Here is a 21290-nt window from a genome sequence, read left to right on the forward strand (position 1 = left end):
AGCGCTGCACGCCCCGGACTTCTTCACCCAGGCCCTCGACCTGCCCCTCGATGCCGCTGTGGTCATCGGCGATACCTTCTACGCCGCCCCAGCTGCGGCGGCCCCGCTGCGGCTGCGGATCCGCTTCTCACCGACCATCCGGCAGAACGTGTACAGCGGTCTGCACCTGGCCGTGATCCACCCCGACCACGGCGCCATCGACAGCCACCACCTGGCCTTCGCCGACCACGGCACCTTCACCGCCCGCGACGAACGCCGGCTCGCCGAGGGGCACATCAACCTCAAACCCGGAATTATCCGCGACGGCTCAACAGACGGTCCGCCGTGGGCCGAGGGCGACTTCACCGTCCTGCAGGAAGCGGTCGCCCAGTACGTGCGGATGTGGTTCAACACCAGCATCCCGCCCCTGACACCGGACCCGGCCCGGCGGAGCCGGGTCCGCGGCGTCACCGCGCTCCCCACTCCGCCGGCCGACCGGACACCGCGCCGGCCCCGGTGAAGAAGCCGACGACGACAGCGACCCACGCGCCCCTGCGGACGGTCGAACTGATCACCAGTCCGGCAGCCGTTTCCACCACGTTCCTTCGCCTGTTCATCCGACTCCGGGAGACCCCTTCCTCGTGCACCGCCCCCGCCCCCTTGTGCTGCGCTCCGGCGCCCTCGCCCTGACCGCCACCGTTCTCACGCTCCTCACCCAGGCCCCGGCCTCCGCCACCACCCCCACTCCCGGCACGTCCGCTTCCCACAGCCCCGCGTCCCGCGCCGTGGTGCCCGGCGGCATCAGCGTGCACGTCATCGCGACCGACGGCACGCCCGTGTCCGGCGCGGCGTTCACCCTGACCGACCTGGCTGGGACGATCTCGGCCACCGGTACCACCGGCGCCGACGGCATCCTCGCCTTCCCCGAACTGCCCGCTGGCGTCTACCACCTGCGGCAGACCGCGACCGGCTCCGCGTCTGTCCAGCCCGGTCCCGACCGCGACGTCGTCGTTCCCGACGGCGTCACCGTGCCGGTCACCGTGACCGACCCGTTCACCCCGGCCGGCCTGACCGTCCACCTCACCGACCGCGCCCACCAGCCGGTCCCCGGGGCCGTCATCGCCGTCACCAGCAGCACCGGCAAGGCGTTCACGCTCACCACGGGTCCGTCGGGAAGCGCCCAGGTAAGCCTGCCGGTCACCGCCCGCGCCGGCACCACCTACACCGTGACCGAGCGATCCGGCCCGCACGGTACCCCTGCCCACAGCCAGCCCGTCACTGTCCGCGCCGAGCCCGCCGGACTGACCGCCGTTACCCTCACGGACGCCACCCCGCCGCCCAGCACGCCGCCGCCCAGCACGCCGCCGGCCACCACGCCGGCGACCACGCCGGCGACCGGACCCACAACACCCGCTTCCCCCGGACCGGTTGCCGCTCCGGTCGCCGGCGGCCGGCCCGTCGCGACCGCTTCGGCATCCGCGGCCGGACCAGCGCCATCCACTTCCAGCACGTGGGCAGCGTCCGCCCCGCACGCCCAGCTCGCCCACACCGGAGCCGACGCCACCACCTGGCTCGCCGGTACCGCCGGCCTGCTCATGATCATCGGAGCCGGGGCCCTGTCCGGGGCCCACTACCGGCGCTCCCACAGCAAGCCCGGAAAGAGAAAGGAATAACCAGGTCTTCCGCCGGCGGTCCGCAATCGGACCTGTAGCGGAAATCCCCTCGCAGATTCAGCGAGCATATAAAGGCGGCGCCGATCAGGGCGCCGCCTTTCGCTGTATCCGGACGCCCGCGAGTTCGCTGAGGGCAGACAGCAAATACCCCCCACGGACTGGAATAACATCTCCGGGCATGTCAAAATTGACGCATTCCCGTCAACCGCTGCCCGAAGGGGAACAGACCTGCGCGCCCGCTACGGTTTCTGCCGCCGTGCGGTTCTTGTGGCCGGGTCTGGCCGAAGTGCCCCCACTGAACAGGACCACACGTCCCAATGCCCCCTGCTGAAAGGATCCGCATGAATACGGTCGGCGAACTGATCGCGCACCTGTCCGAGTTCGACCCGGCCAGCGCCGTACGGCTGGCCATCAACCCCGACTTCCCCTTCGCCCACACGATTGGCGACATCACCGCCTCGGACGACAGCGGCCGGCGGACGGTCTTCATCGCGGAGACCGGGCACCAGGAGCACCTGCCCGTGCCGGTCGCCCAGGCGCTGGGCTGGCTGCCGCTCACGGAGCCTCCCGCCCGCACCCGGCGCACCCCGCTGCGCGTGGTCGACGAAGAGAACTGACCACCATCCCCGACGCCCCGGAGTCGCCCCTGCCCGCATCCCGCTTCCTGGTCTCCCCGCGCTACCTCGCGGGCGACGACGGCGCCCTCGCCGAGCACGTCACCGACACCCTCACCCGGAACGGCTGGACGGGCTGGACCACCGCCCAGCAGACTCTCCTGCTCGCCGCCCCCGGCCAGCTCGTCAGCGCCGAGTGGGTCCTGCCCGACCAGCCCATGCTGCTGGGCGACCTGCCCGTGGCCTGGCGGGTATCGGCCCGAAGCGCCCCCGACCGGCGGCGGGTGTCCTGGAACAGCTACCTCACCACCGGCCTGCCCGGCGAGGCCGTCGCCGGCCTCGCGCTGGCCGCCGACGCCAGCCCCGACCCCACCGCCCCCTGGCACGCCCCCGGCACAGTGGTCGACGAGCTGATGGGTGCCGGGTGGGCGCCGGATGTGACGTATCCCGACAGCACTATGTGGGATCCGCATCTGGTGGCCTGCCTGACCCTGCGCACGCTGCCCGAGGGCATCTGGGACGAGGACCCCACCCCGCATCTGCCCGGCTGGCAAGCCTGGGCTGAACCTCAAGCTGGTGCCCCCTACCTGTGGTGCGCCGCCTTCAGCCACTCCACCCCCCACGACCTCGTCGCCGCCTTCGCCGCCGCCCTCACCGACCCCCATCCCGTGACCCGACACCGCCCACCCGCCCCGGCCACCCGCCCGCTGACCACCGTGACCACCCTGTAGAGATCAACCCGCAGCGAAACGGGGCGTGCCGCCGACCGGTATCCGGTCGGCGGCACGCCCCGTTGTCCGTTCGAGCGCCAGGCCAGCCTCTGGGCTGCTCGCGGTCGGAGCATTCGGCCGACAGCTCAGCAGGTGACCAGCAGGACCAGGACAGTCACCGGCACGACGAATGCGGCGAGCGCGCGGGATACCGCTGCGGCCGGTCCGAAGAAGGCCGGCGGATCGTCCCTTCTCGTCCTGGACGGATATGGTGCTGATCGGCCGACAGGTCGGCGCACTACATCAGCCCCGTGCCGAGCCGCCCGCCGCAGCCCGACAGAGGCCGATGGCCATGCGCCGGTCACGACGCTTCGTATGCGGTGATCCTCTGCTGACAACCGGACCGACTGGATTTCCGTGTCGGGCAGACCGCAGGACGATTTATGTCGGGAAAGTGATGCCGGAGAAGGTGCCGTCAAAACCTTCCTTGGTGATACCTGCGTCTTTGGTGGTGAACACCTCCTGGATGGTGCCGCTGATGCCCGCGTACCAGGTGCCGCTGAGGGCGGGCTCGTAGGTTTCGTGGGCGCTGCGGCAGCGCAGCCAGATGTCCGGTCCGATGCACAGGACCAGCCAGTCGCGGTCGACGCCGCATTGCGGGCAGGTGCGGGCGGTGCCGTCGATGAGCAGTGGAGCGGGGTGGCGCATCATGCGTCCGGCGAACTGCTGGTCGCCCGAGACGCGCATGCCGGTCGGCAGAAAGTCCTCGCCCGTCTCAGCCGGCGACTTGGCCGGATCGGGATCCGGGCTCGCCTCGCGGAGCGGTGCGGTGAACTCGTACAGGTGGAGGTGCCGGGCGTTGGCGGCGATCTGGTCGAACTCGCGTCGTATGGCTTCATCTCTGCGGCGGCGGCGGTTGAACATGGCCCTCCCCGGTGCTGTTCATGCCGTGTGAAAACCAATTCTCTCGCAGGTCACGGCCGGTTTCTACTCAAGAATTCTTCAGACGGACCGACCCGGATCGCGCCCTGAACGCCGGTGCTGCGTAGGCGGGTTGGGTGCGGCGGTACGGGCCGACGTCGTCGGTCGGTGGGGCCCGGTGGGGTCGGCGGGAAGGCCCGCGGTGCGGCGCAGCCGCCACACGAGGACGTCGCTGATGGACTCCGCACTGCCCAGCTCCCGCCGGGCTGCAGCCTGCGCGAGCAAGCGGCCGGGGTCCCTGCCGGCGACTTCGGTGTCGGCGAGGGTGGCAGCCAGCGCGTACCAGCCGGGCTCGGCCAGGATCTGCTCAGCCAACTGCGGTAGCGCTTCGCGCACGGCGGCGGCCTGCCGGTCCCGTACCAGTGCGGGAAGGGAACGGCCTCGCCGGGAGGCGGCCTGGAGCGGTGGGCCGGCGGCGTTGCGGTAGGCGGCGCGCAGGTGGTCGGCGGCCTGGCGGGCGGCTGCGGCCTGCTGGGCGTGCTGCTTGCGGCCGTGCCAGTGGGCGGTCGCCATGACCAGGAAGAACAGCATGTCGATTGCCATCGCGGTGCCGGCCCCGTCCTCGCCCCGCCCCAGCGCGGGCCCGGAGTACACCAGATCGCGCGCTGCCCGCCGCAGCGCCCGGGAGTGCCGGCGCTCGGCGCGGACATGGGAGCGTGACGCCCGCTCGAACGCCGCTGCCGCTTCCCGCAGTTCACGCCGCGTGTGGGCGGCGGAGGTTGCCGCGAGAGCGTCCAGAACCTCACCAGCGGCCATAATCTGCGCTGCCGCCGCCCCGTCGCCTCCCTCGTCGATGACCAGGATCGCCGCCCAGGCCGCCTCCGCGGTCCGGCGGCGCGCAGGTGCCGGCCGCCGCCCGGAACGCCCGGACGCCGAGGACGGCGGTACTGCCTCCACGTCATTGTCGTGCGACGTGCCGAAGCGCAGCCGGACGCGCGGCAGCGACAGGTCCGGGGCGAGGGTGGACCCGGAGTAATAGACCGGCTCACCCTGGGCGTTGAAGTCGTCAGGCAGGGCGACGCTGTACCCGGACAGGTCACCCGAGGGCATGGCGTTGGTGTGGATCAGCAGGCCGGCCCGGCCCAGGCGGTCGAAGAACTCCGCCTCGTCCTCGGCGCCGGCGACCGCGCGGCGGACCGTCTCACGCAGTTCCTCACGCGCGGTGCGCTCCCGGCCGGTGCGCTCGGCCTTGTGGCGCTCGGCACTGGTCGGACGCTTTGCCGCGGTCTTGTCACCCCGGTTGAGCTGCCGCAGCCCGTGGGCGACTTCGAGCAGACGGGCTTCGGCCTGGGCGCGGGCGGCGTCCTCGTCGAGGTCGGGCTTGTAGCCGTCCTCGCGGACCAGGGTGGCGATGATGTGGATGTGGTCCTCGGCGTGCCGGACCGCGGCCCACCGGCAGCCGGCCCCGTCGTCAGGGTCGATGCCGGTGGCGGCCACCATCCGGCGGGCGATGTCCGCCCAGTCGCCGTCGGACAGGATCGGGTCCTCGGGGGCGTTGCGGACCGAGAGGTGCCACACGTGCTTGGCCGGCCGCAGGTCCTGGTCGGCAGCGGTGACGGGCTGGTCGAGCAGCAGTTGCAGTTCCTTCAGCGTGGCTGCGGGGTCGCGGCCGGGGTCGGGGGCCATGCCGTCGAAGGAGGCGACCAGGTGCGGGTCGGTGTGCTCCTCGGCCTGGCCCGGCCCGTAGAGGTAGGCCAGCAGCCCGTAGGTGTTGGCGCCGCGGTTGTGGATCCGTGGAATCACGTGAGGGGCCTGCCCGGGGTGGTCAGTTGCGGTCGAGGAGCTGGTCGGTGGCGTCCTGGACGCGCTGAACGGCGCGGTGGACGGCGGCGATCACCACGTCGACCTCGGTCGGACGGTCGCCGGAGTTGATCGCGCGGGCGACCTGGTTGAGGTTGTTGCCGACCTTCCCGAGGTGCCGGCGCGCGGCGAACAGCTCGGTGACCAGCTCGCGCTGACCGGCCACCGCGGCGGCCGTGGCGTCGGCGTCACGGGCAGCGGCCAGCCCGGCACGGACCAGGTAGGCGGGCAGACTGGTGCGCACGATGCGAGCGGCGGCGGTCAGCCGGCGGTGTTCGTCGTCGTTGAGGCGGACGTTGCACATGCGGACGCGTTTACGCTCGCGCGGCATCGGCGAGCGCTTACGCGACGCAGACGCGACGACGACGGCGTCGGCAGCGGGCGGCTTCTCCTCCGGCTGCGGTCCGCCCCCGGCCGCTGCCCCTCCGACCTGCGCCCCCCGGCGCTGGTCGGCTCCCGCCACCCCCGGGGCGGGAGACTGCCGAGCAGCCTTCCCCGACGGGGAAGAGTAGCTTGGCAGATAACTTGCTCGCGCAGGGCGTGCCTCTCTGACCTGCGGATTCTCGTCGTTCGTCTCGGGTTCTTCGGGGCTGGTCACCGGGTGCGGGTCCTCCGGTTCTGGTGCTGGAGGCGGGCGGCCAGGTCGAGCACCGCGGACGGGCCGCTCAGCACCTCGACCGGACCGTCCGGATACAGCCGGACCAGCCACTGCCCGCTCGGCGTCGGCAGTGCGGCGTCCAGGAGGCCGTAGCGGACCAGGACGTCGGCCCAGACGCAGGCTTCGGCCCAGCTCGCTGCCCGGGCACGAGGGCGGGGAGGGATCAAGCGGTCAACTCCAAGGGACGGGGGCGGTGGTGGCCCGGCGAAGTGCCGGACCACCACCGCGGGGAGGGGGAAGGTCAGGGGCGGTTCAGGCGCATTCGGGGCAGTTCGCGTAGTGCCGGCTCAGCGCCCGGCCCATGCCCTGCCGCGCGAGGGCGGCCATCGTGGCGGACTGCTTGGCCGACTGCTCACCGGCGTGCTTGGCGGCGTGCGCCTTGTGCATCCGGATCTCGCGTTCGGCCCGGGCCTTAAGGAGGTCGAAGCGCTGGCAGGTCTTCACTCACGGCCTCCGGCCGGGTCGGGGCAGGTGCGCAAGCTTCGGGTCGGCATACAGGCGCCGCTGCAGTTCGGTGAAGCGCCGATTGCTGATCGGCACACCGGCCTCGTTCAGGTAGGGCCGCAGGGCCCGCCGCGTCATCCGGCCCTCCGACAAGGCCGCTTGGCGGGCGATCGACAGCAACTCCTCAAGCCCGGCTGCCTCGCCGGCCTCCTCGGCAGGACCGGTCGGCTTGGTGCCGGTCCGGTCCGCGGTCCGCGTGCGGGGCTGGTCCCCGACGCTTGCCGACTCTGGTCCGGTCCGCCTCTCCGGCGCCGGTCCGCGGTCCCCGACGGCAGGGTGGTCCCCGGGCTCTTGGTCCGCACGGTGGTCCGATCCGCCGGTCCCCTCGGCCGGTCCACGATGTTGGTCCGCCGGTCCGCTGGTCCCATCGGGCGGTCCGCTCTCGTGGTCCGCCAGTCCGCCGGGATGGTCCCCGAGTTGGTCGTGGTCCGCTGACTGGTCCGGTCCGCCGGTCCCAGGAGAAGGCTGGTCCCCGTCCGCGGTCCCCGGGTGGTCCGCTGGTCCGCGGTCCTGGTCCGTCCCCCCGCTTTGGTCCGCCCGCACCTCCGTACGGTCCCCGGCTTCCGCAGGCGGTTCCGCGGGCACCGTCTCCGGGGTGGTGGCTTCGAGCTCTTGGTCGGCGACAGGTCGGTAAGAGGGCGGTTGAGCTGCGGAAACCTCTTCCGGATCGGGCGTCTTCGCCTCCGGTCCGGTGCTCAGCGCTGCCTCCGTTGCTGCCTGGTGCTCCGTGGCCGGCGCTTCGGCATGGTCCCGTGGCCGGTCGGCCAGGCCAGGGTCCTGGTCCGCCGCCTCGAAGCTGTGCTCGGCACCGGGATTCGCGGTGCTGTGCAGGACCGGTCCCGGATCGGCCGGTCCGGTGTGATCCCCGCGCGGCTGGTCCGGAGCGTGGTGGTCCGGGGCTTGTTGGTCCGCGGCGTCGTGGTCTGCGCGGTCCCCGCGTGGTCCGCTGGTCCGCTCCGGCGGTCCGGAGGACTCAGCGTGGTCCGCTGGTCCGCGTCGTGGTCCGCACGTCTGGTCCGGTCCACCCGTGCGGTCCGGTCCGCTGGTCCTCTGGTCCGGTCCGCCCCTGTGGTCCGGTCCGCGGTCCGCGGTCCGCTCGGTTTCCAGATCGCGGTCGTGGGTGTGGTCCGTGCGGACCGGATGGCGCAGCTGGTGCCGTGGTCCGGTCCGGATGGTCCCGTCCGGGTCTGCCCGGACCGGGACAAGCGTGGTGGGCTGGTCCGGTCCGGGCTGCTCCTTCGTGATCTCGCGGGCGGGGTGGTGGCGGGTGATAAGGATGTAGAGGTGGACGGCTCCGGCCAGGGCGAGTGGCGCGATGGTGGACAGCACCGCGACGACGTGGTCGCCCAGCCGTAGCCCGCCTTCCTGCGTTTGCTGGTTGAGGCGGACGGCGTGCAGGGCGTTGGCCCAGATGCTGGCGGTGGTGGCGGTCGCGAACAGCGTCCAGGTGTAGAGGCGGGCGCGCAGAGGTGCGGTGGACATCACCAGCAGGGCGCGGATGCCATAGGCGATGAACCCATCGATGACCAGCGGGAAGAGGTAGGACAGTTGGGGGCGGACGTGGATGGCGACGGCCATCTGCTGCAGGGCGTCGTAGGACAGGGCGCACCCGGCTCCGCCCAGGGCGATGATCGCGGCCCGGTCCCACCAGCCCACCGGCGTCGACTCCGAGGCTGACGAGGGGACCTGGGGGTGGGTCATGCGGCCTGCCCGAGGTCGTCGGCCTGCTCGGCGAGTTCGGCGTCGGTCGGGCCCTCCAGGGCCTCGAACTCCTCGGCGCCGGTCGTGTCGTCCGGTTCCGCGTCGTCGTCCAGGTCGTGGTGCTCCGGTGCGGAGGGCAGCGTGCTGGGGATCATTCCGCCGGTGGCCTGGTGGAGTTCGTGGCGGGCTATGCCCATCAGGTCGCGGCAGTGCTTGACCTTGAAGCCCAGCACGCTGGCCAGGCGCTGGGCGCTCCATCCGCGCAGGACCGCTTCGCGGGCGACGGCGGCGCGTTCCCGGGTGGACAGGGGGATGTCGCGGCCGGCGACGACCGCGCGGACCCGGTTGTACTCCAGGCGGTGGGCGACCTTGGCGTGCGAGACCTCACGCTCGGCTTCGGTCCGGCCGCCCCAGATGCCGTCCTTGGTGCCGGTGTCGATGGCGGCGTTCAGGCAGGTCTCCAGGACGGGGCAGCGGGCGCAGATCGCCTTGGCCTGGGCGACGGAGGCGAAGTTGCGGGCGGTGGGGAAGAAGATCCGGTCAGCGACCTTGGGCTTGAGGCCGTTGCAGGCGCCGTGGTGCTGCCAGGTGGTGTCGCCGATGCCCCGAAGTCCGGTGGCGGGGGCGTCGTGGGTGGTGATGTAGCGCAAGGGGGACTCTCCGTCGTGTGTGGCGGTCGGCGGGGCGGCAGCGCAGGGGCGCAGGGCAGGCCCGGCCGAGGGGCGGGGTGAAGGGCCGCGCGGCACGGGCGCCGCGGGTGAAGAGATCAGGCGGGTGGTGGTCAGGCGGCGGTGGCGAAGCGGCGGTCGGAGCCGCTGAACTCGACTGGTTCGCACATCCCCGACAGCCGGGACAGGACGCGGTCGCCGACCATGTCGCGCAGTACCCGGGCCTGCCGGTCCATCCATTCCTCGCGCACGGGGGGCAGGTTGGTGGTGATCAGCGTCGGAAGCCGCTGCTCGCAGCGCCAGTTGAGCAGGCGGAAGTTCAGCTCCTCGGTCCATTCCGAGGACTTGGCGGCGCCGAGGTCGTCCAGCAGGAGCAGCGGCACCCGGACGATCCGGCGGAGCTGGTACTCCACGTCGATGCCGGGGCGCGGGCGCATCTGGCCGTAGAGGTCGGCGGCGGTGACCGCGTGCCAGCGCACCCCGCATCCGGCGGCGGTCAGGGCACGGATCGCCCCGTACGCCTGGTGGGTCTTGCCGGTGCCGGTCGGCCCCCACAGCAGCAGGCTGGGGCCGTGGGCGATCTCCCGGCGCCCCCGGCCGCCGAGGTCCCCGGCCGTGGCGGCTGCGGCGATCCGCTGCACCCAGGCGGTGACCTGCCGGTGGTCTGCCACGGCGCTGCGGTAGTCGTAGGGGATACGTTTCTGCGCCGCCTGCTCGGCCGGAGACGGCTCAGGGCGCTCGTCCGGGATAGGGCCGCTGGCCAGGGTGAGGCCGCGCTCCGCGAGCTTGGCGGTCATCCAGGCCGCGACGCGGTCACCGGCCACGGGGCGAGGATCGTCCAGGCGGGTGCGGGTCATCGTCGTCCTCCGATGCCGAAGCTGCTGGGCGCGGGTGCGCCGGGGTTTTGGTAGGGGACGTAGGCGGGGGTGGTGGTGCGGGCCCAGGGGCCCCCGCCGGAGGCGCCCACCGCCTTCGGCTCGGCGTTCACGACGTCGTTGACCAGGCTCGCCAGGACGCTGGGGTGCATGCCCTTGACCCGCATCCGCTCCAGCGCAGCCCGGACCGCATCGGGCTCGAAGCCCTCACCGAGCAGGATCCGGATCTCCTTGCCCAGATGCCCGAGCGTCTTGCCGGGCGGGCGGCGGTTGCAGGCGGAGATGTACTCCCCGAGCAGGTCCTTGGCCGAGACCTCCACCAGGGAGGGATCCGGCGCGGGCGTGGTGCGCCCCACAGGTACTGATCCAGGATCTACGATCCTAGATCCAGACGACGAGCCCTCGCGCGAATGCATCGAGGCTTCCGCGAATACCGTCTGACCTGCACATTCTCCAGCATCGTCCGGAACGGTGCCCGCAGGGGCGACGCCGCCGTTCTCCAGGTCGGGCAGGGTGTCCGGTCCCGGCACGGATTCGGTGGAAACCGGGTGATCGAGGGCTCGTCGAGCGTCATCGGGAGCGCCTTCCGCCATGGCGACGGGGGCTGGAGTCGTGTGAGCCGGAGCCGGGGCGGGTGCCGGAGCCGGGGTCGGGGCGGGTGCCTCGGTGGTGGCCGGGGTGGGGATGCTGGGCTCGCGATACGGGTTGGTGCAGACGCTCTGGCCGCAGCCGCCGCATCCGTGTTTGCCGTGGGAGCCGTGGGTGGGGCAGGCGGGCAGGCGGCTGTCGCTGGCCCGGTCGATCTTCTGGTGCTTGGCCCAGGTGACGATGTGCAGGTACCGGCGGCCGTCACATCCGGTGTACAGGCAGATCAGCCCGGCCGCCGCCAGTTGCTCCAGGTCGGCGGCCACGTGGACGACGGTGTGCTCGGGCCGCAGGGCCCAGAGACGGCCGTGGATGATCGCGGGGTGGGCGCGGAAGCGCCCGGCGTCATCGGCCAGGGTCAGCAGGCCGAAGAACGTCAGCACCGCGGTGACGGACACCGAGGCGAGGTCCTCGGAGTAGAAGGCTTCAGGCTTGATGGTGCGGATGCGGGACACTAGGCAGCCTCACCGCCCAGGCGGGCGGTGCGCAGGTCGAAGGTCCGCGGGACCTGCCATCCGGCGTCCGGGTGAGCGCGGATGATCCAGCGGGCGGACACCAGTTCCTGGGTGCGCGTGATGGCCACGAGGGTTCCGGCGGTGTCGCGGGCGCGGACTTCCAGGTGCGGCCAGGGCTTGTGCGGGCCCTGCAGGCGAACGGTCAGGACGGCGGCGCGGGGCATCATCGCGGTCAGGCGACGGGCCAGTTCCTCCGGCCGTGGACCAGGTCGTGGATCGAGGCGCGGTGCCACTGGGGTGGCCTGGTGCGCTTTGCGCGCGGCGTGGAGCATGCAACACTTCCCGTGAGTAGCCCGCACCGGGTCGACCTCGTCAAAGGGCCGGTGCGGAAGTGTGAGGTGGACCCGCGCCCGGCAAGGCGTCGGGTTCACCGTGGCCGGCGTCCAGGGGCTTAGCCCCTCGGGCGCCGGTTTCGCGTAGTGCGTGTCGTGCTGCTCGGTGATGGTGTGGCCGGTCGCTGGCCGCTCCTCTCAGCCGGCCGCCGGGCCCGGTGCCCGGCGGTGGGACCAAGAACATACGCACGGCGTCCAGCAAGATCCATACATAGCTAAACAATCCTGGACTTTGGCTCTACTTCTGCGCAGGCGGGAAGCGGGCGGACCGCGGTTCCGTCCACAATCGGACCGGTCGTCAACTGCCGTGCGGTGCTTGGGATCCGGTCGCCCGCGCGGGTGGCCCGGTGTGTCATTCGGGCGGTTCGGCGGGGCCTGGGGGCTGTCGCAAAAAAGGTCGTCATTTACACTAGTTTCCTGGTGAGAGCGCTGCGGCGGCACGCCGAAAACCGCAGCGGCAGGGGGCGTGGTGGGGCTGGTGGAAGGCGCCTTTGGGGCCGTAGGGTCCGGCTTCGGAGGCGATCTCCGGTAAGATCAACCTACATAAAGTAAGCTGAACCAGCAAGGGTCTTCGGGACCCGCTTAAAACAGGCCGCCACCTGCAGGAGACCGAATGCCGCCCCGCCGTTTCGAAGGCGCAGTGCTGCGCCGCGAGCGAAGAGCCGCCGACATCACCGGGGCCGTGCTGGCCGACCGGATCGGTGTGTCCCGGCCCTCGGTCACCATCTGGGAGACCGGTACCGGCTTCCCCTCCCTGGACAAGCTCCCGGCCATCGCGCGCGCGCTGGGCCGGCCCCTGGACGAACTGTTCCCCCGCGACGGCACCCCGGACCTGCTGGACCTGCGCTGCGACGCCGGCCTGACCCAGAAGGACGCCGGCGCCGCCATCGGGACCACCCACAATCCGGTCCACAACGCCGAAAAAGGGCGCCGCCGCCTGGACCCGGCCTATCTTCCGGCGCTCGCCGTCGCGTACGGGGTGAGCCAGGAGGAGCTGGAGGCGGCCCAGGACCGGTCCTTCGGCGTGGCTGCTCCGGCACACCCCGCTCCACCCGTGCTGGAGACGCTCGCCGAGAAGATCACCCACCTGCTGGAGACCACCTGGCCGCAGGGCGCGCCCACCGACGCCGACCTGGCCAGGCAGATCAACAAGAGCGCGGGCCGGCCCCTCATCGACGGCTCGCAGTTCCACGGCCTGCGCACGGGACGGTTGGAGCTGGCCGCGGTCGCCGGTTCCGCGGCGGACGAAGCCGCCCTGTACGAAGCGCTGGCCGAGGTGATGGGCGTCTCGCCCTTGTTCTTCCAGCCCGACGACGCCGTCGCACGCCAGGTGGTGGCGGGCATCCGGGTCCTGGCCGCCGGCCGTAAAGGTGTCGCGCTCGCGGCCCGAGGCGCGGAGGAGTTGGGCGTGTCCCCGGGGATGCTCGCCGCGCTCACCGAGATGATCGCCAAGGCGGAACGCGACGCCCCGTAAGGGGTTGCGGCCGGGCACGTCACGGCTTCCTACACCAGCCAGAGCAGGGTGGTGGCCATGCCCAGGGCTGTCCCGGCGGCCGTCTGCGCCGTGGTGTGGTATCCGAGGTGGACGCGGGTCCAGCAGACCAGCAGCGTCAGGCAGTAGGCGGCGCTCCACCACGGGCCGGCGACGACCGTAAGCATCGTGACCACGGACGAGGCCACCGCGCAGTCGACGCTGATCTTCCACTTCCCGGCGTCGTTGACCACCAGCAGGCCGACGGTCATCACCCACAGGGCGACCATGGCGCGCAGGACGTCGCCGGGCGCACCGGCCAGCACCATCACCGCCGCGGCGAAGCCGATCGAACCCAGAATGACGAGGAAGATCGGCCGCCGGCTTGCGCGGTCGACGACGTGCCGGTCGCCCCAACGGCCGCGCCTCTTCTCCCAGTCGATGTAACCGGCCGGCAGTAGCCCGGCGCACAATGCGGCAAACAGGCCCCACAGCGCGCCCGCCCAGGAGCCGCCGGCGGCCAGGCCGATGCCGGTGAGCCCGGCGAGCAACACGTGGACGGGCTTCAGCAGATTGGTGATCGCGCGCGCGGGCTGTTCGCCGCGGCCGGGCACGCTGGTGGAGGCGGTCACCGGGCCATCTCCACCGCGGCGTGCAGCAGTCGGTGCCCCTCCAGGACGGTCAGACCCGCGCGGGCGGCCTCGACCCTCAGCAGCCAAGCCGCCTCGGCATCACTGTCGCCGATCGCCTTGACCGGCAGCGCCTCGGATGCCACCTCCCGCCGCTGGCCCGCCTTCGCCGCCAGGAGCACGGCGTTGATCCACTGGGCCTCGGCCGCTGCGAGCGCGTCCGGGTGGTCGGCGGAGGCTTCCTCGGCGGCCTCCAGCAGCGCCGGCGGGGCGTAGTGCCGCAGTTGCTCCACCGCGTCGGCGATGTCCTGCGTCCAGCGGTCCACCCGCACCGTCGCCGGCGGGCTGACCCGCAGCACCTCCCGCAAGCGCGATGCCGGCGGCTCGAAGGCCGGCGCATCAATACCGCCGGTGGTGCCCACGGGCCGGATGCCCGGCACTGCCACCATCAGCGCACGCCACAGTGGGTAGAGCCGCCACAGAGTGCGCCACGAATTCCACCGCCGCGCGGCTGCGCTGGTGGCGGGGATGCTGGCCCCCGCGGCGAAGAGGATGAACACCAGGTCTTCCTGCACGGTCGTCCATGTCCCGACCCGGTCGCCGAAGCCTTCGCTCAGCGGGTGGAGCACGGCGGTCCACATGAAGGCGACCCGCTCGGTGACGTACAGATCGCCGATCACCATCGCGGTGGCCATCATCAGGAGACCGACGCGCAGCAGCCGGGTGTCGGCGCGGCGGGCAGCGCTGGACCACTGGTAGCAGGTGACCGCGCAGGCCGTGCCCAGGTACAGGTAGAAGGTGGTCATGTAGAGGGTCGCGCCCCACTGGCCGGCGTGGTCGGGGACGAAGGCATTGCTGGGACGGCTGCGGTCCACCACGGTGAAGAACAGTACGGTCATCAGGACGGCGGCCTGGAGCGACGCCTTCCACGCCGTCCGCTCGATCCACCTGGAGACCGCGACGTGCCGCGGGACCTCGGCCTGGTCGCTGCGCCCGTAGGTGGCCACGACGAAGGTGAGGATGGCCAGGATCGCCGCGATGCTCACGTAGTGCTTGAGCAGCACCGCCAGATCCGTGACCGCCGAGTGGTTCAGGCTGTCCATGATCGCCGGGCTCTTCAGCCACAAGGCGGCGGCGAATCCCGCGTAACAGCCCCACAGGGCCCGGCGGTGCGCGTCCCCGTGCACCAGGGCCGGCAGGCGCCACACGGCGACCGCAGTCATCAAGCCCGCGACGAAGTAGGCAAGGAAGGCAAGCACGACGTTCGGTACTCCATTACTTCCCGCGCCGCAGCGGCGCGACGGGATGGGACAGACTCATCTCCAGCAGGCTCACCATGTCGCCGTCACCGGGATCCAGTCCGCGCACCAGCTCCTTGATCAGCGACGCAGACAGCTCCGCCTCCCGCTCCTCCACCGAGTCGTAGCGGGCCCGCGCCTGCACCACGGCCCCCCGGCTCATCCGCTCGGCGAGGCTGTCGTGCAGAGAGGCCGGCGCCAGGGCGCGCAGCTCGTCGGGCGACAGGTTGGTGCCGTGGTCGAGCCACTCGTGGGACAGCTCGTGCAGAAGAGTGTGCGAGGTCTGGTTCTGCGTCGGGCGCCGCCGGTAGACGATGAAGGTCGCATCCGCTGTCCGGGCACGCAGCCCGCACGCGGTCCGCAGGTCGGCCAGCCGGTCGTCGACCTCGACGAAGGTGATCTCGCGCCCGGACTCGGCCGACATATTCGCCGCCAGGCCCTGAATGCTGAACGGCACCGGCAGCGGCATAGCCGCCAGCCGGCGACGCAGCCTCCGCGTCGACACAATACCCATGTCCCCCCCTGTAGTTACATGCAGTTATCATTTGCCGTGAGCCACTGCGGAAAGTGACAGGCCCGGTATTGCACTTGAGCAGGATTTGAGAGAAGGTTCGCTCAGCGAAGCGCACCGCCAGGGCGCCTTTGTCGTCAACGCCGATGGCAGCAGCGGGAATTACTGCGGACTCCCGGCCAGCCCGGCCACGTCGCCGGTGCACCTGCGGGTCGGCCGCAGCACCCGCCCGGACGGGCAACAGATGATCATCGTGGACCGACCCCCTGCTCGATCGCCCCGCGTCCGTAACGTGCGAGGTCAGTGGGATTTAAACCGGCCGGTAGCCGCCGCGTCAACGGGGATCCGAGCAGCCTTCGACGCGCGTAGACACGGTGCAGTCCGCGCTCAGCCGCCCTCCGGGAAGCCCAACTGCTCCCAGCGGCAAGGGACTAGAGGGAGCGTTAATTTGCAGCGGAACGGCTATAGCCGTGAATTGTCCGCCTTGGGCGGCGGAAAATCCATTCCGGCAAGTTAGTTGCCGCCCAGATGACCGGCAACCTACATGCCGATGGGCGGTCCAGTTCATACCCGTTCGCGATGATCTGTCATGCTGGTTGTTCCCGATTGCGAATATGGTCTCTGTGTGGGGTCCACAGGTGCGTGCCCACTGCACGCAGCAAAGATCATTGTTGAATCACGTATTATATTGGTGAAGCTGAAGGCAGGAGCCGGATGTATCTCCGGCTCCTTTTTCACGTCCCCGAACGACCGGGCGAGCCTTCGGCATGGACTGCGTACGACAGGAGGAGGGGCGTATGGATCCCGAGGAACCCCGCAGCGGCGACCCGGTGCCCGAACCGGAGCCGGAGCCTGCGCAGGAGCCGGAGAGCGGACGCGTACCTCCCGGCGCCGAGGCCCACAGCGGCCGGCTCATGGGCCTGGGCGCCCTGCTGCGCGCGCGCCGCAAGGCTGTCGGCGACAAGCGGGGCCGCCCGCTGATCCAGGCCGAGGTCGCCCGCGACGTCCACCGCTCGGTCCGCTGGTACAGCGACCTGGAACGGGGGGCCACCGCTCGGCGCATCACCCAGCAGGACCGCGACGCCCTCGCCCGGGTCCTGGACCTCGACGAGGACGGCCGCCAGGCCCTCCTGCTCTACAGCCTCGGAGTGCCGCGCGGAGTGTCCGCGAACCCCGGCGACGGCCGGGTCAGCCCCGGGGTGCGGCTGCTGCTGGACAAGCAGCTGCCGTCGCCGGCGTACCTGTGCGACCAGGACTGGAACATCCTCGCGTACAACGCGGCCATGGCCGAGTGGTGGCCGTGGGTCCTGCAGCCCGACGCCAACCTGATCCGCTGGACGCTGACCGACCCCGAGGCCCGCAACCAGTTCCAGAACTGGCCCGAGCACGCAGCGGTCTACGTGAAGATGCTCAAGTTCGCGATAGCCAGCCGGCGGGACGACCAGGGACTGCAGGCCCTCGTCGACGCAGTCTGCGCCGACCCGGAGGTCCAGCGGATCTGGGACGCGGAAGACGACGTGGTTGAGCACCGGGACGGAGACACCATCCGGATGATCCTGCCGGCCCTCGGCTGGGAGACCGTCGACCTGATCAGCCACGTCACCGCCCCGGCAAGCCTCCCCGACGGCCGCCTGGTCATCATCACCTGGCTCCAGCACGACGACGACGAACACGACAACGTGCCGGACAGCCGCACGCCCGTCCAGACAGCCCGGGAGGCGGCAGAGCTGGCAGGCGAGGGCGCCATCGCTCTGCCGGCTCTCAGCCAGATGATCGGACCGGACACGCAGCTCACGCTCGCACCCCGCACCCGCTCGGTGATCTGGGCCACCCGGCAGCCCGACGGGCAGTGGAGCATCGCCGAAGTCGACGCCTACACCGTCATCACCCGGCTCCCCACCGCCATGACCCTCCCCGCCACCCACCAGGACATGAAGCACCTCACCCGAGCCGTCTTCCCCCTCGACCCGCAGGAAGCCGCCGCCCGCTTGCGCATGCTCGTCCCACAACTGGGCCGCCGCGCCGACCTGTTCCGGGAGATCTACCAGGACCTGGCCGCCGAGGATCCCGCCCTGCCTCCGATCGACCGCCCCCCGGGTGAAGTGCCGCCGCCAGCGTTCGAGAAGTGAGACCGGCCCTGCCGCGGCGGCCCGCCCTGCACGCGACTCCGCGGGACCGACTGCGGCCGAGCCCCCGTCGGACACGGGCCTCCGGTCCGACTCCAGCACCTGGGGCGTCGTGCTGGCTGGGGACTCGCTGGGGGCGGTTGCGGTCATCCGGGCTGCAGTTCGGTGACCGGTTGCCGGGCCGGTCTGGGCAGGCGGAGCTGCTCGCGGGCGGCGTGGGCGGCCTCGGTCTGGGAGCGGGTGTCGGGTCCCCAGTCGAAGAGTTCTGCGGCCTGTTCCACCGTGGCCAGGACCCGCGTGTAGGTCTGGCTGCTGGCTTCGTCGCGTCCGGACGGCCCGACGGTGGTGATGCAGGCTGCCATCCGGACCCGGGCACACGGGCCGGCGGCATCCTGGCCCTCCTGCCCGGTGTTGTCGTAGAGGTAGCCCAGGTAGAGCGGTTCGCCGATACTGACCTGTGCTTCCTCCTGGGCTTCCCGGTGCAGGGCGGCTGTAGGGTCACCGTGGTCTCGGGGTTCGAGCGTGCCGCCGGGCAGGCACGCGGAGCCGGTGTCCTGGCCGATGAGCACCAGGACCCGGCCGTCGGGCGCGAACAGCCACCCCCAGCTCTGGCGGACCGGCAGTCCCGGGGTGACGGGTTCGCCGCGCCAGGCCCAGCGCTGCGGCTTGCGTGCCGTGCGCAGCATCTGCAGCTTGTCGAGCAGGCTCGGGGTGAGCGGCCGGCCGTCCTCCAGGACCGCGGGGCCGGCGCCGTTGATGCGTGCCCGTAGTGCGGCCATCAGCCGCCTCGCGTCACCGGACGCCATGTGGTCGCCGAGGTGGGCCGGTTCGACATGCCGCAGGCCGATCACCTCCCGTCCGGGCAGCCGGACGCTCTGCAGGTCCTCCTCGGTCAGGGCGCCGCCGTCGAAGACGGTGATGATCTCGCCGGGGAATCCCATGGCCGGGTTGTGGCCGGGCGCGGTGGGAGGGATCCAGTCGACGGCCAGCACACGGGCGAAGCGGCGCAGAAGGCCCAGTTCCTCCTGCGCTTCCCGTCTCATCGCCGCGGACGGGGGCTCGCCGATGTCCACCCCGCCGCCGGGCGGCAGGCACACGTCGCGGTAGTCGACCTCTTCCAGGACGATCCGGCCGTCCTGGTCGGTGAACAGGGCGGCAACGCCGGTCCAGCGGGCGGCTGCTGTACGGGAAGCGCCGTACTCCGCATGGGTCATCCTCGCGCCGGTACGCAAAGGGCTGTCAGGTGCGGGAGTCATCCGCTCTCCCATCGTGAGGGGTGTGTCCGGTCCCCGAATGGATCTGGGGCGCGTCGGGCGTCCAGGTGAAGACGAGCCGGCTGCGCTGCTTGTCCAGGACCTGGCCGGGGGCCAGTTCGTCGTCGGGGGTGCCGGCGGGGTGGGCGGTCATCGGGGGGTAGCCGTTGCCGCGGACACGCCGGTCCCAGAATCTGACCGCGTCAGCCATCTGCTCGGCGAGGACCGGCCCCTGGTCGCCGAAGGCGTGGATGATGAACTCGGCCTTGCGCTCCTCGGCGGTCCCGCCATCCTGGATCAGCACATGGCTGAGGTAGGCCAGCGACCCCTCACCCAGGACCGCGGCTGCGGGGTTGCCGTGCCGGACAGCGGTGACGCTGGCGCCGTCCTGTTCGGTGAGTGCGAGGCGGCAGAAGCCGGGCATGGTGGTGGCGAGGTAGATCTGCAGCGTCGCAAACGACTCCAGGCCGGCCATGACCACGCCTGTAGCCACCTCGAGCCGCTCGCCCCGCAGGGCGTCGTCGAGCCCGTCGGCATCACCGGGGGCCCCGTCTTCGAAGCGGACCTGCAGTTGCCCGTCGGCGAGGTCGGCGACCGGGGCGTGGCGGCCGTTGGCGCCCAGATCGCGGACGAACCCGCAGTACGTCCAGCCGCGCGCGTGCAGGACATCTCCGTGCCGCTGGAAGGTGATCGCGCGGGTGTAGCCGTGGATCTCCAGCGGCAGCACCAGGTGCCCGCCGTCGGCGAGTTGCTCGCGCCAGGCGGGGGCGATATCCCACACGTTGTGGGTGATCATGCTGGCGTCGAAGCCGCCGGGCGGCACGTAGCCGGGGGCGCCGAGGGCACCGTCGCCGTGTACGGCGAGGACACGGCCGCTGCCGGCCTCCGCGGTGAACCGGCGGGTGCGGTGGATGATGTAGGGGTCGATGTCGACGGTGACGACCCGCCCGCCGGGGCCGGTGAGGTGCGCGATCAGCTCGGCGTTGTAGCCGCCGGACCCGGCCTCGAACACGGTCATGCCCGGTTGAAGGTGCAGGCTTTCGAGCATGTCGGCCTGCAGCCAGGCCGCGGATACCGAGCTTGTGGCCCGCCCGGCCTCGTCGCGCCGGGTGATGACGGCCAGGTCGTCGTCGTAGGCGTCGGCGAGGTCCCTTTCCGGTGCGAAGCGGTGCCGGGGCACTGTCCGCAGCGCGTCCTGGACGGCCAGGGTGGGTGCCCAGCCGCCGGCGATGACGGCGTCCGTCATCTCCTGGCGCAGCCGGACGGCCTCGGCCGGTTCCCCGGGCACGACCGGGTGCTCGACGGCGTGCGGATAGGCGTTGACGGGCGGCAGCCCGGGGATGATGCCGGGCCAGACGGCGTCCAGCGCCTGAGCGGCCGGGGTGAACAGCGGGCCGAGACAGCCCAGACCGTGGGGGTCGTGCCATTCCCAGCGGGTGAACGTCGCCGGCTCCGCAGTGATGGGAGCGCCGGTGTAGCCGGTGATCCGGATCACGGCGGTCACCCGGGGGACGCCTTGGGCGGCGTCGGTGAGGATGGTCACTACGCTGGCGCCGGTGGCGTGCAGGCCGGTCTCCTCGGCGAGCTCGCGCACCCCGGCTGCGTCCAGCGGCTCGGTGCCCTCGATTTTCCCGCCGGCCAATTCCCACATGCCGCGTTTGGACCAGCCGAGCAGAACGCGCCCGTTCGGGTCGGTGACGACAGCCAGTGACCCAGCGACAGCGTGGCCGGTGGCCGGCACGGACCGCTCCGTGGCGACGGTGTCCGCGCACGGACCGCGCAGGACAAGCGCCGCCAGGTCGCCGGCGGCGATGCGCTGCACGCTGGCCCATCCGCAGGTGAGGGCGGCGATCTCGTCCTCGTCCAGTGCGGTGTGCCGCTGCTCGGCGGGGGTGTGAGCGGCCAGCGGGGTGATGACCAGCAGCGTGCCGCCTTCGCGCAGCCGGCGGCCGAGAGCGTGCAGGACGCGGGTGCGGTCGTTCAAGAGCGCCGCCGTCAGACGCAGGACCACCGCGTCGTAGCGGTTGTTGCCGAGCGGGGCGGGGTCGTCGCGTTCGATGTCCAGGCGGAGCCACCGCACAGCGGGGTCCGCGTGCTCGGTCCGGGCGAGGTCCAAGGCGCCGGCGTCGCGGTCGACGGCGTCCACGCGGTACCCGATCGTCGTCAGGTGCGCGGCGAGGTCGCCCGTGCCGCAGCCGACGTCCAGTGCCGTGCCGCCTGCGGCGGGGGCGGGGATGTGTTCGGCCAGCAGGGTGCGTTCGGCCTCTCCCAGGTCGCGGAAGACCGCTTCGTGGGCGGTGCCGGTGTCGGGTTCGTTGAGTTGGCCGAGTGTCACGGTCGAAGGCTC

General features: G+C 71.7%; 20 protein-coding genes and 1 pseudogene. 6 read left to right on the top strand and 15 right to left on the bottom strand.

Annotated elements, in window-relative coordinates; translation table 11 throughout:
* Positions 1-58 precede the first annotated feature (58 nt).
* The 4 genes from ACQPW6_RS28870 (at position 59) to ACQPW6_RS28885 (ending at position 2997) form a co-directional block, all read left to right on the top strand.
* Positions 59-499, top strand: a complete 441-nt coding sequence (locus ACQPW6_RS28870) for a hypothetical protein (RefSeq protein ID WP_433892618.1) — start codon at positions 59-61, stop codon at positions 497-499.
* Between the two features lie 121 nt (positions 500-620).
* Complete coding sequence (locus ACQPW6_RS28875) at positions 621-1652, top strand: MSCRAMM family protein (RefSeq protein ID WP_433892619.1); 1032 nt, start codon at positions 621-623, stop codon at positions 1650-1652.
* Between the two features lie 341 nt (positions 1653-1993).
* Complete coding sequence (locus ACQPW6_RS28880; RefSeq protein ID WP_433892620.1) at positions 1994-2269, top strand: hypothetical protein; 276 nt, start codon at positions 1994-1996, stop codon at positions 2267-2269.
* Positions 2270-2484: 215 nt separating this feature from the next.
* A complete protein-coding gene (locus ACQPW6_RS28885) occupies positions 2485-2997 on the top strand; it encodes a DUF317 domain-containing protein (RefSeq protein ID WP_433892621.1) in 513 nt (170 codons plus the stop codon).
* Positions 2998-3417: 420 nt separating this feature from the next.
* On the opposite strand, the gene ACQPW6_RS28890 is transcribed toward ACQPW6_RS28885, so the two are convergent.
* The 10 genes and pseudogenes from ACQPW6_RS28890 to ACQPW6_RS28935 form a co-directional block, all read right to left on the bottom strand.
* Positions 3418-3900 (bottom strand): hypothetical protein, encoded by a 483-nt coding sequence (locus tag ACQPW6_RS28890; protein ID WP_433892622.1) that lies wholly within the window; start codon positions 3898-3900, stop codon positions 3418-3420.
* A gap of 78 nt (positions 3901-3978) precedes the next feature.
* On the bottom strand, positions 3979-5700 hold the full coding sequence (locus ACQPW6_RS28895) for a mobilization protein (protein WP_433892623.1): 1722 nt from the start codon (positions 5698-5700) through the stop codon (positions 3979-3981).
* A gap of 22 nt (positions 5701-5722) precedes the next feature.
* On the bottom strand, positions 5723-6088 hold the full coding sequence (locus ACQPW6_RS28900; protein ID WP_433892624.1) for a plasmid mobilization protein: 366 nt from the start codon (positions 6086-6088) through the stop codon (positions 5723-5725).
* 263 nt (positions 6089-6351) lie between these two features.
* Complete coding sequence (locus tag ACQPW6_RS28905; RefSeq protein ID WP_433892625.1) at positions 6352-6582, bottom strand: hypothetical protein; 231 nt, start codon at positions 6580-6582, stop codon at positions 6352-6354.
* A gap of 85 nt (positions 6583-6667) precedes the next feature.
* Positions 6668-6859, bottom strand: a complete 192-nt coding sequence (locus ACQPW6_RS28910; protein ID WP_433892626.1) for a hypothetical protein — start codon at positions 6857-6859, stop codon at positions 6668-6670.
* 1322 nt (positions 6860-8181) lie between these two features.
* A pseudogene (locus tag ACQPW6_RS28915) lies at positions 8182-8620 on the bottom strand (DUF2637 domain-containing protein); the annotation flags it as partial.
* Positions 8617-9270 (bottom strand): WhiB family transcriptional regulator, encoded by a 654-nt coding sequence (locus ACQPW6_RS28920; protein ID WP_433894696.1) that lies wholly within the window; start codon positions 9268-9270, stop codon positions 8617-8619. The pseudogene ACQPW6_RS28915 and the gene ACQPW6_RS28920, both read right to left, overlap by 4 nt.
* 131 nt (positions 9271-9401) lie before the next feature.
* Positions 9402-10145 carry an ATP-binding protein gene (locus tag ACQPW6_RS28925; protein WP_433892627.1) on the bottom strand — a complete coding sequence of 248 codons (744 nt, stop codon included), beginning with the start codon at positions 10143-10145 and terminating at the stop codon, positions 9402-9404.
* Entirely contained in the window at positions 10142-11263 is a 1122-nt protein-coding gene (locus ACQPW6_RS28930) for a hypothetical protein (RefSeq protein WP_433892628.1), read from the bottom strand. Before ACQPW6_RS28930 ends, ACQPW6_RS28925 begins: the two co-directional genes overlap by 4 nt.
* Entirely contained in the window at positions 11263-11490 is a 228-nt protein-coding gene (locus ACQPW6_RS28935; RefSeq protein WP_433892629.1) for a transcriptional regulator, read from the bottom strand. Before ACQPW6_RS28935 ends, ACQPW6_RS28930 begins: the two co-directional genes overlap by 1 nt.
* Positions 11491-12268: 778 nt before the next feature.
* Here ACQPW6_RS28935 and ACQPW6_RS28940 point away from each other — a divergent pair.
* Positions 12269-13129, top strand: coding sequence for a helix-turn-helix domain-containing protein (locus ACQPW6_RS28940; protein ID WP_433892630.1), 861 nt, complete (start codon positions 12269-12271; stop codon positions 13127-13129).
* Between the two features lie 29 nt (positions 13130-13158).
* Here ACQPW6_RS28940 and ACQPW6_RS28945 read toward each other — a convergent pair whose 3' ends face one another.
* Genes ACQPW6_RS28945 through ACQPW6_RS28955 form a run of 3 tightly spaced genes read right to left on the bottom strand, consistent with a single transcriptional unit; the run spans position 13159 to position 15510 of the window.
* Entirely contained in the window at positions 13159-13758 is a 600-nt protein-coding gene (locus ACQPW6_RS28945) for a hypothetical protein (RefSeq protein ID WP_433892631.1), read from the bottom strand.
* Entirely contained in the window at positions 13755-15014 is a 1260-nt protein-coding gene (locus ACQPW6_RS28950; RefSeq protein ID WP_433892632.1) for an MAB_1171c family putative transporter, read from the bottom strand. The genes ACQPW6_RS28945 and ACQPW6_RS28950 overlap by 4 nt, the downstream gene beginning before the upstream one ends.
* A gap of 16 nt (positions 15015-15030) precedes the next feature.
* Positions 15031-15510, bottom strand: coding sequence for a hypothetical protein (locus ACQPW6_RS28955; protein ID WP_433892633.1), 480 nt, complete (start codon positions 15508-15510; stop codon positions 15031-15033).
* A gap of 851 nt (positions 15511-16361) precedes the next feature.
* Here ACQPW6_RS28955 and ACQPW6_RS28960 point away from each other — a divergent pair.
* Positions 16362-17693, top strand: coding sequence for a helix-turn-helix transcriptional regulator (locus tag ACQPW6_RS28960; RefSeq protein ID WP_433892634.1), 1332 nt, complete (start codon positions 16362-16364; stop codon positions 17691-17693).
* A gap of 143 nt (positions 17694-17836) precedes the next feature.
* Here the strand turns inward: ACQPW6_RS28960 and ACQPW6_RS28965 are convergent, their stop codons facing one another.
* Together ACQPW6_RS28965 and fxlM are read right to left on the bottom strand one after the other, a co-directional pair.
* Positions 17837-18904: an NUDIX hydrolase gene (locus ACQPW6_RS28965; protein ID WP_433892635.1), complete on the bottom strand. Its 1068-nt coding sequence runs from the start codon at positions 18902-18904 to the stop codon at positions 17837-17839.
* A gap of 25 nt (positions 18905-18929) precedes the next feature.
* On the bottom strand, positions 18930-21278 hold the full coding sequence (gene fxlM / locus ACQPW6_RS28970) for a methyltransferase, FxLD system (RefSeq protein WP_433892636.1): 2349 nt from the start codon (positions 21276-21278) through the stop codon (positions 18930-18932).
* Positions 21279-21290: the final 12 nt, after the last annotated feature.

This window comes from Streptomyces sp. CA-111067, assembly GCF_050956065.1.
GTDB lineage: Bacteria > Actinomycetota > Actinomycetes > Streptomycetales > Streptomycetaceae > Actinacidiphila.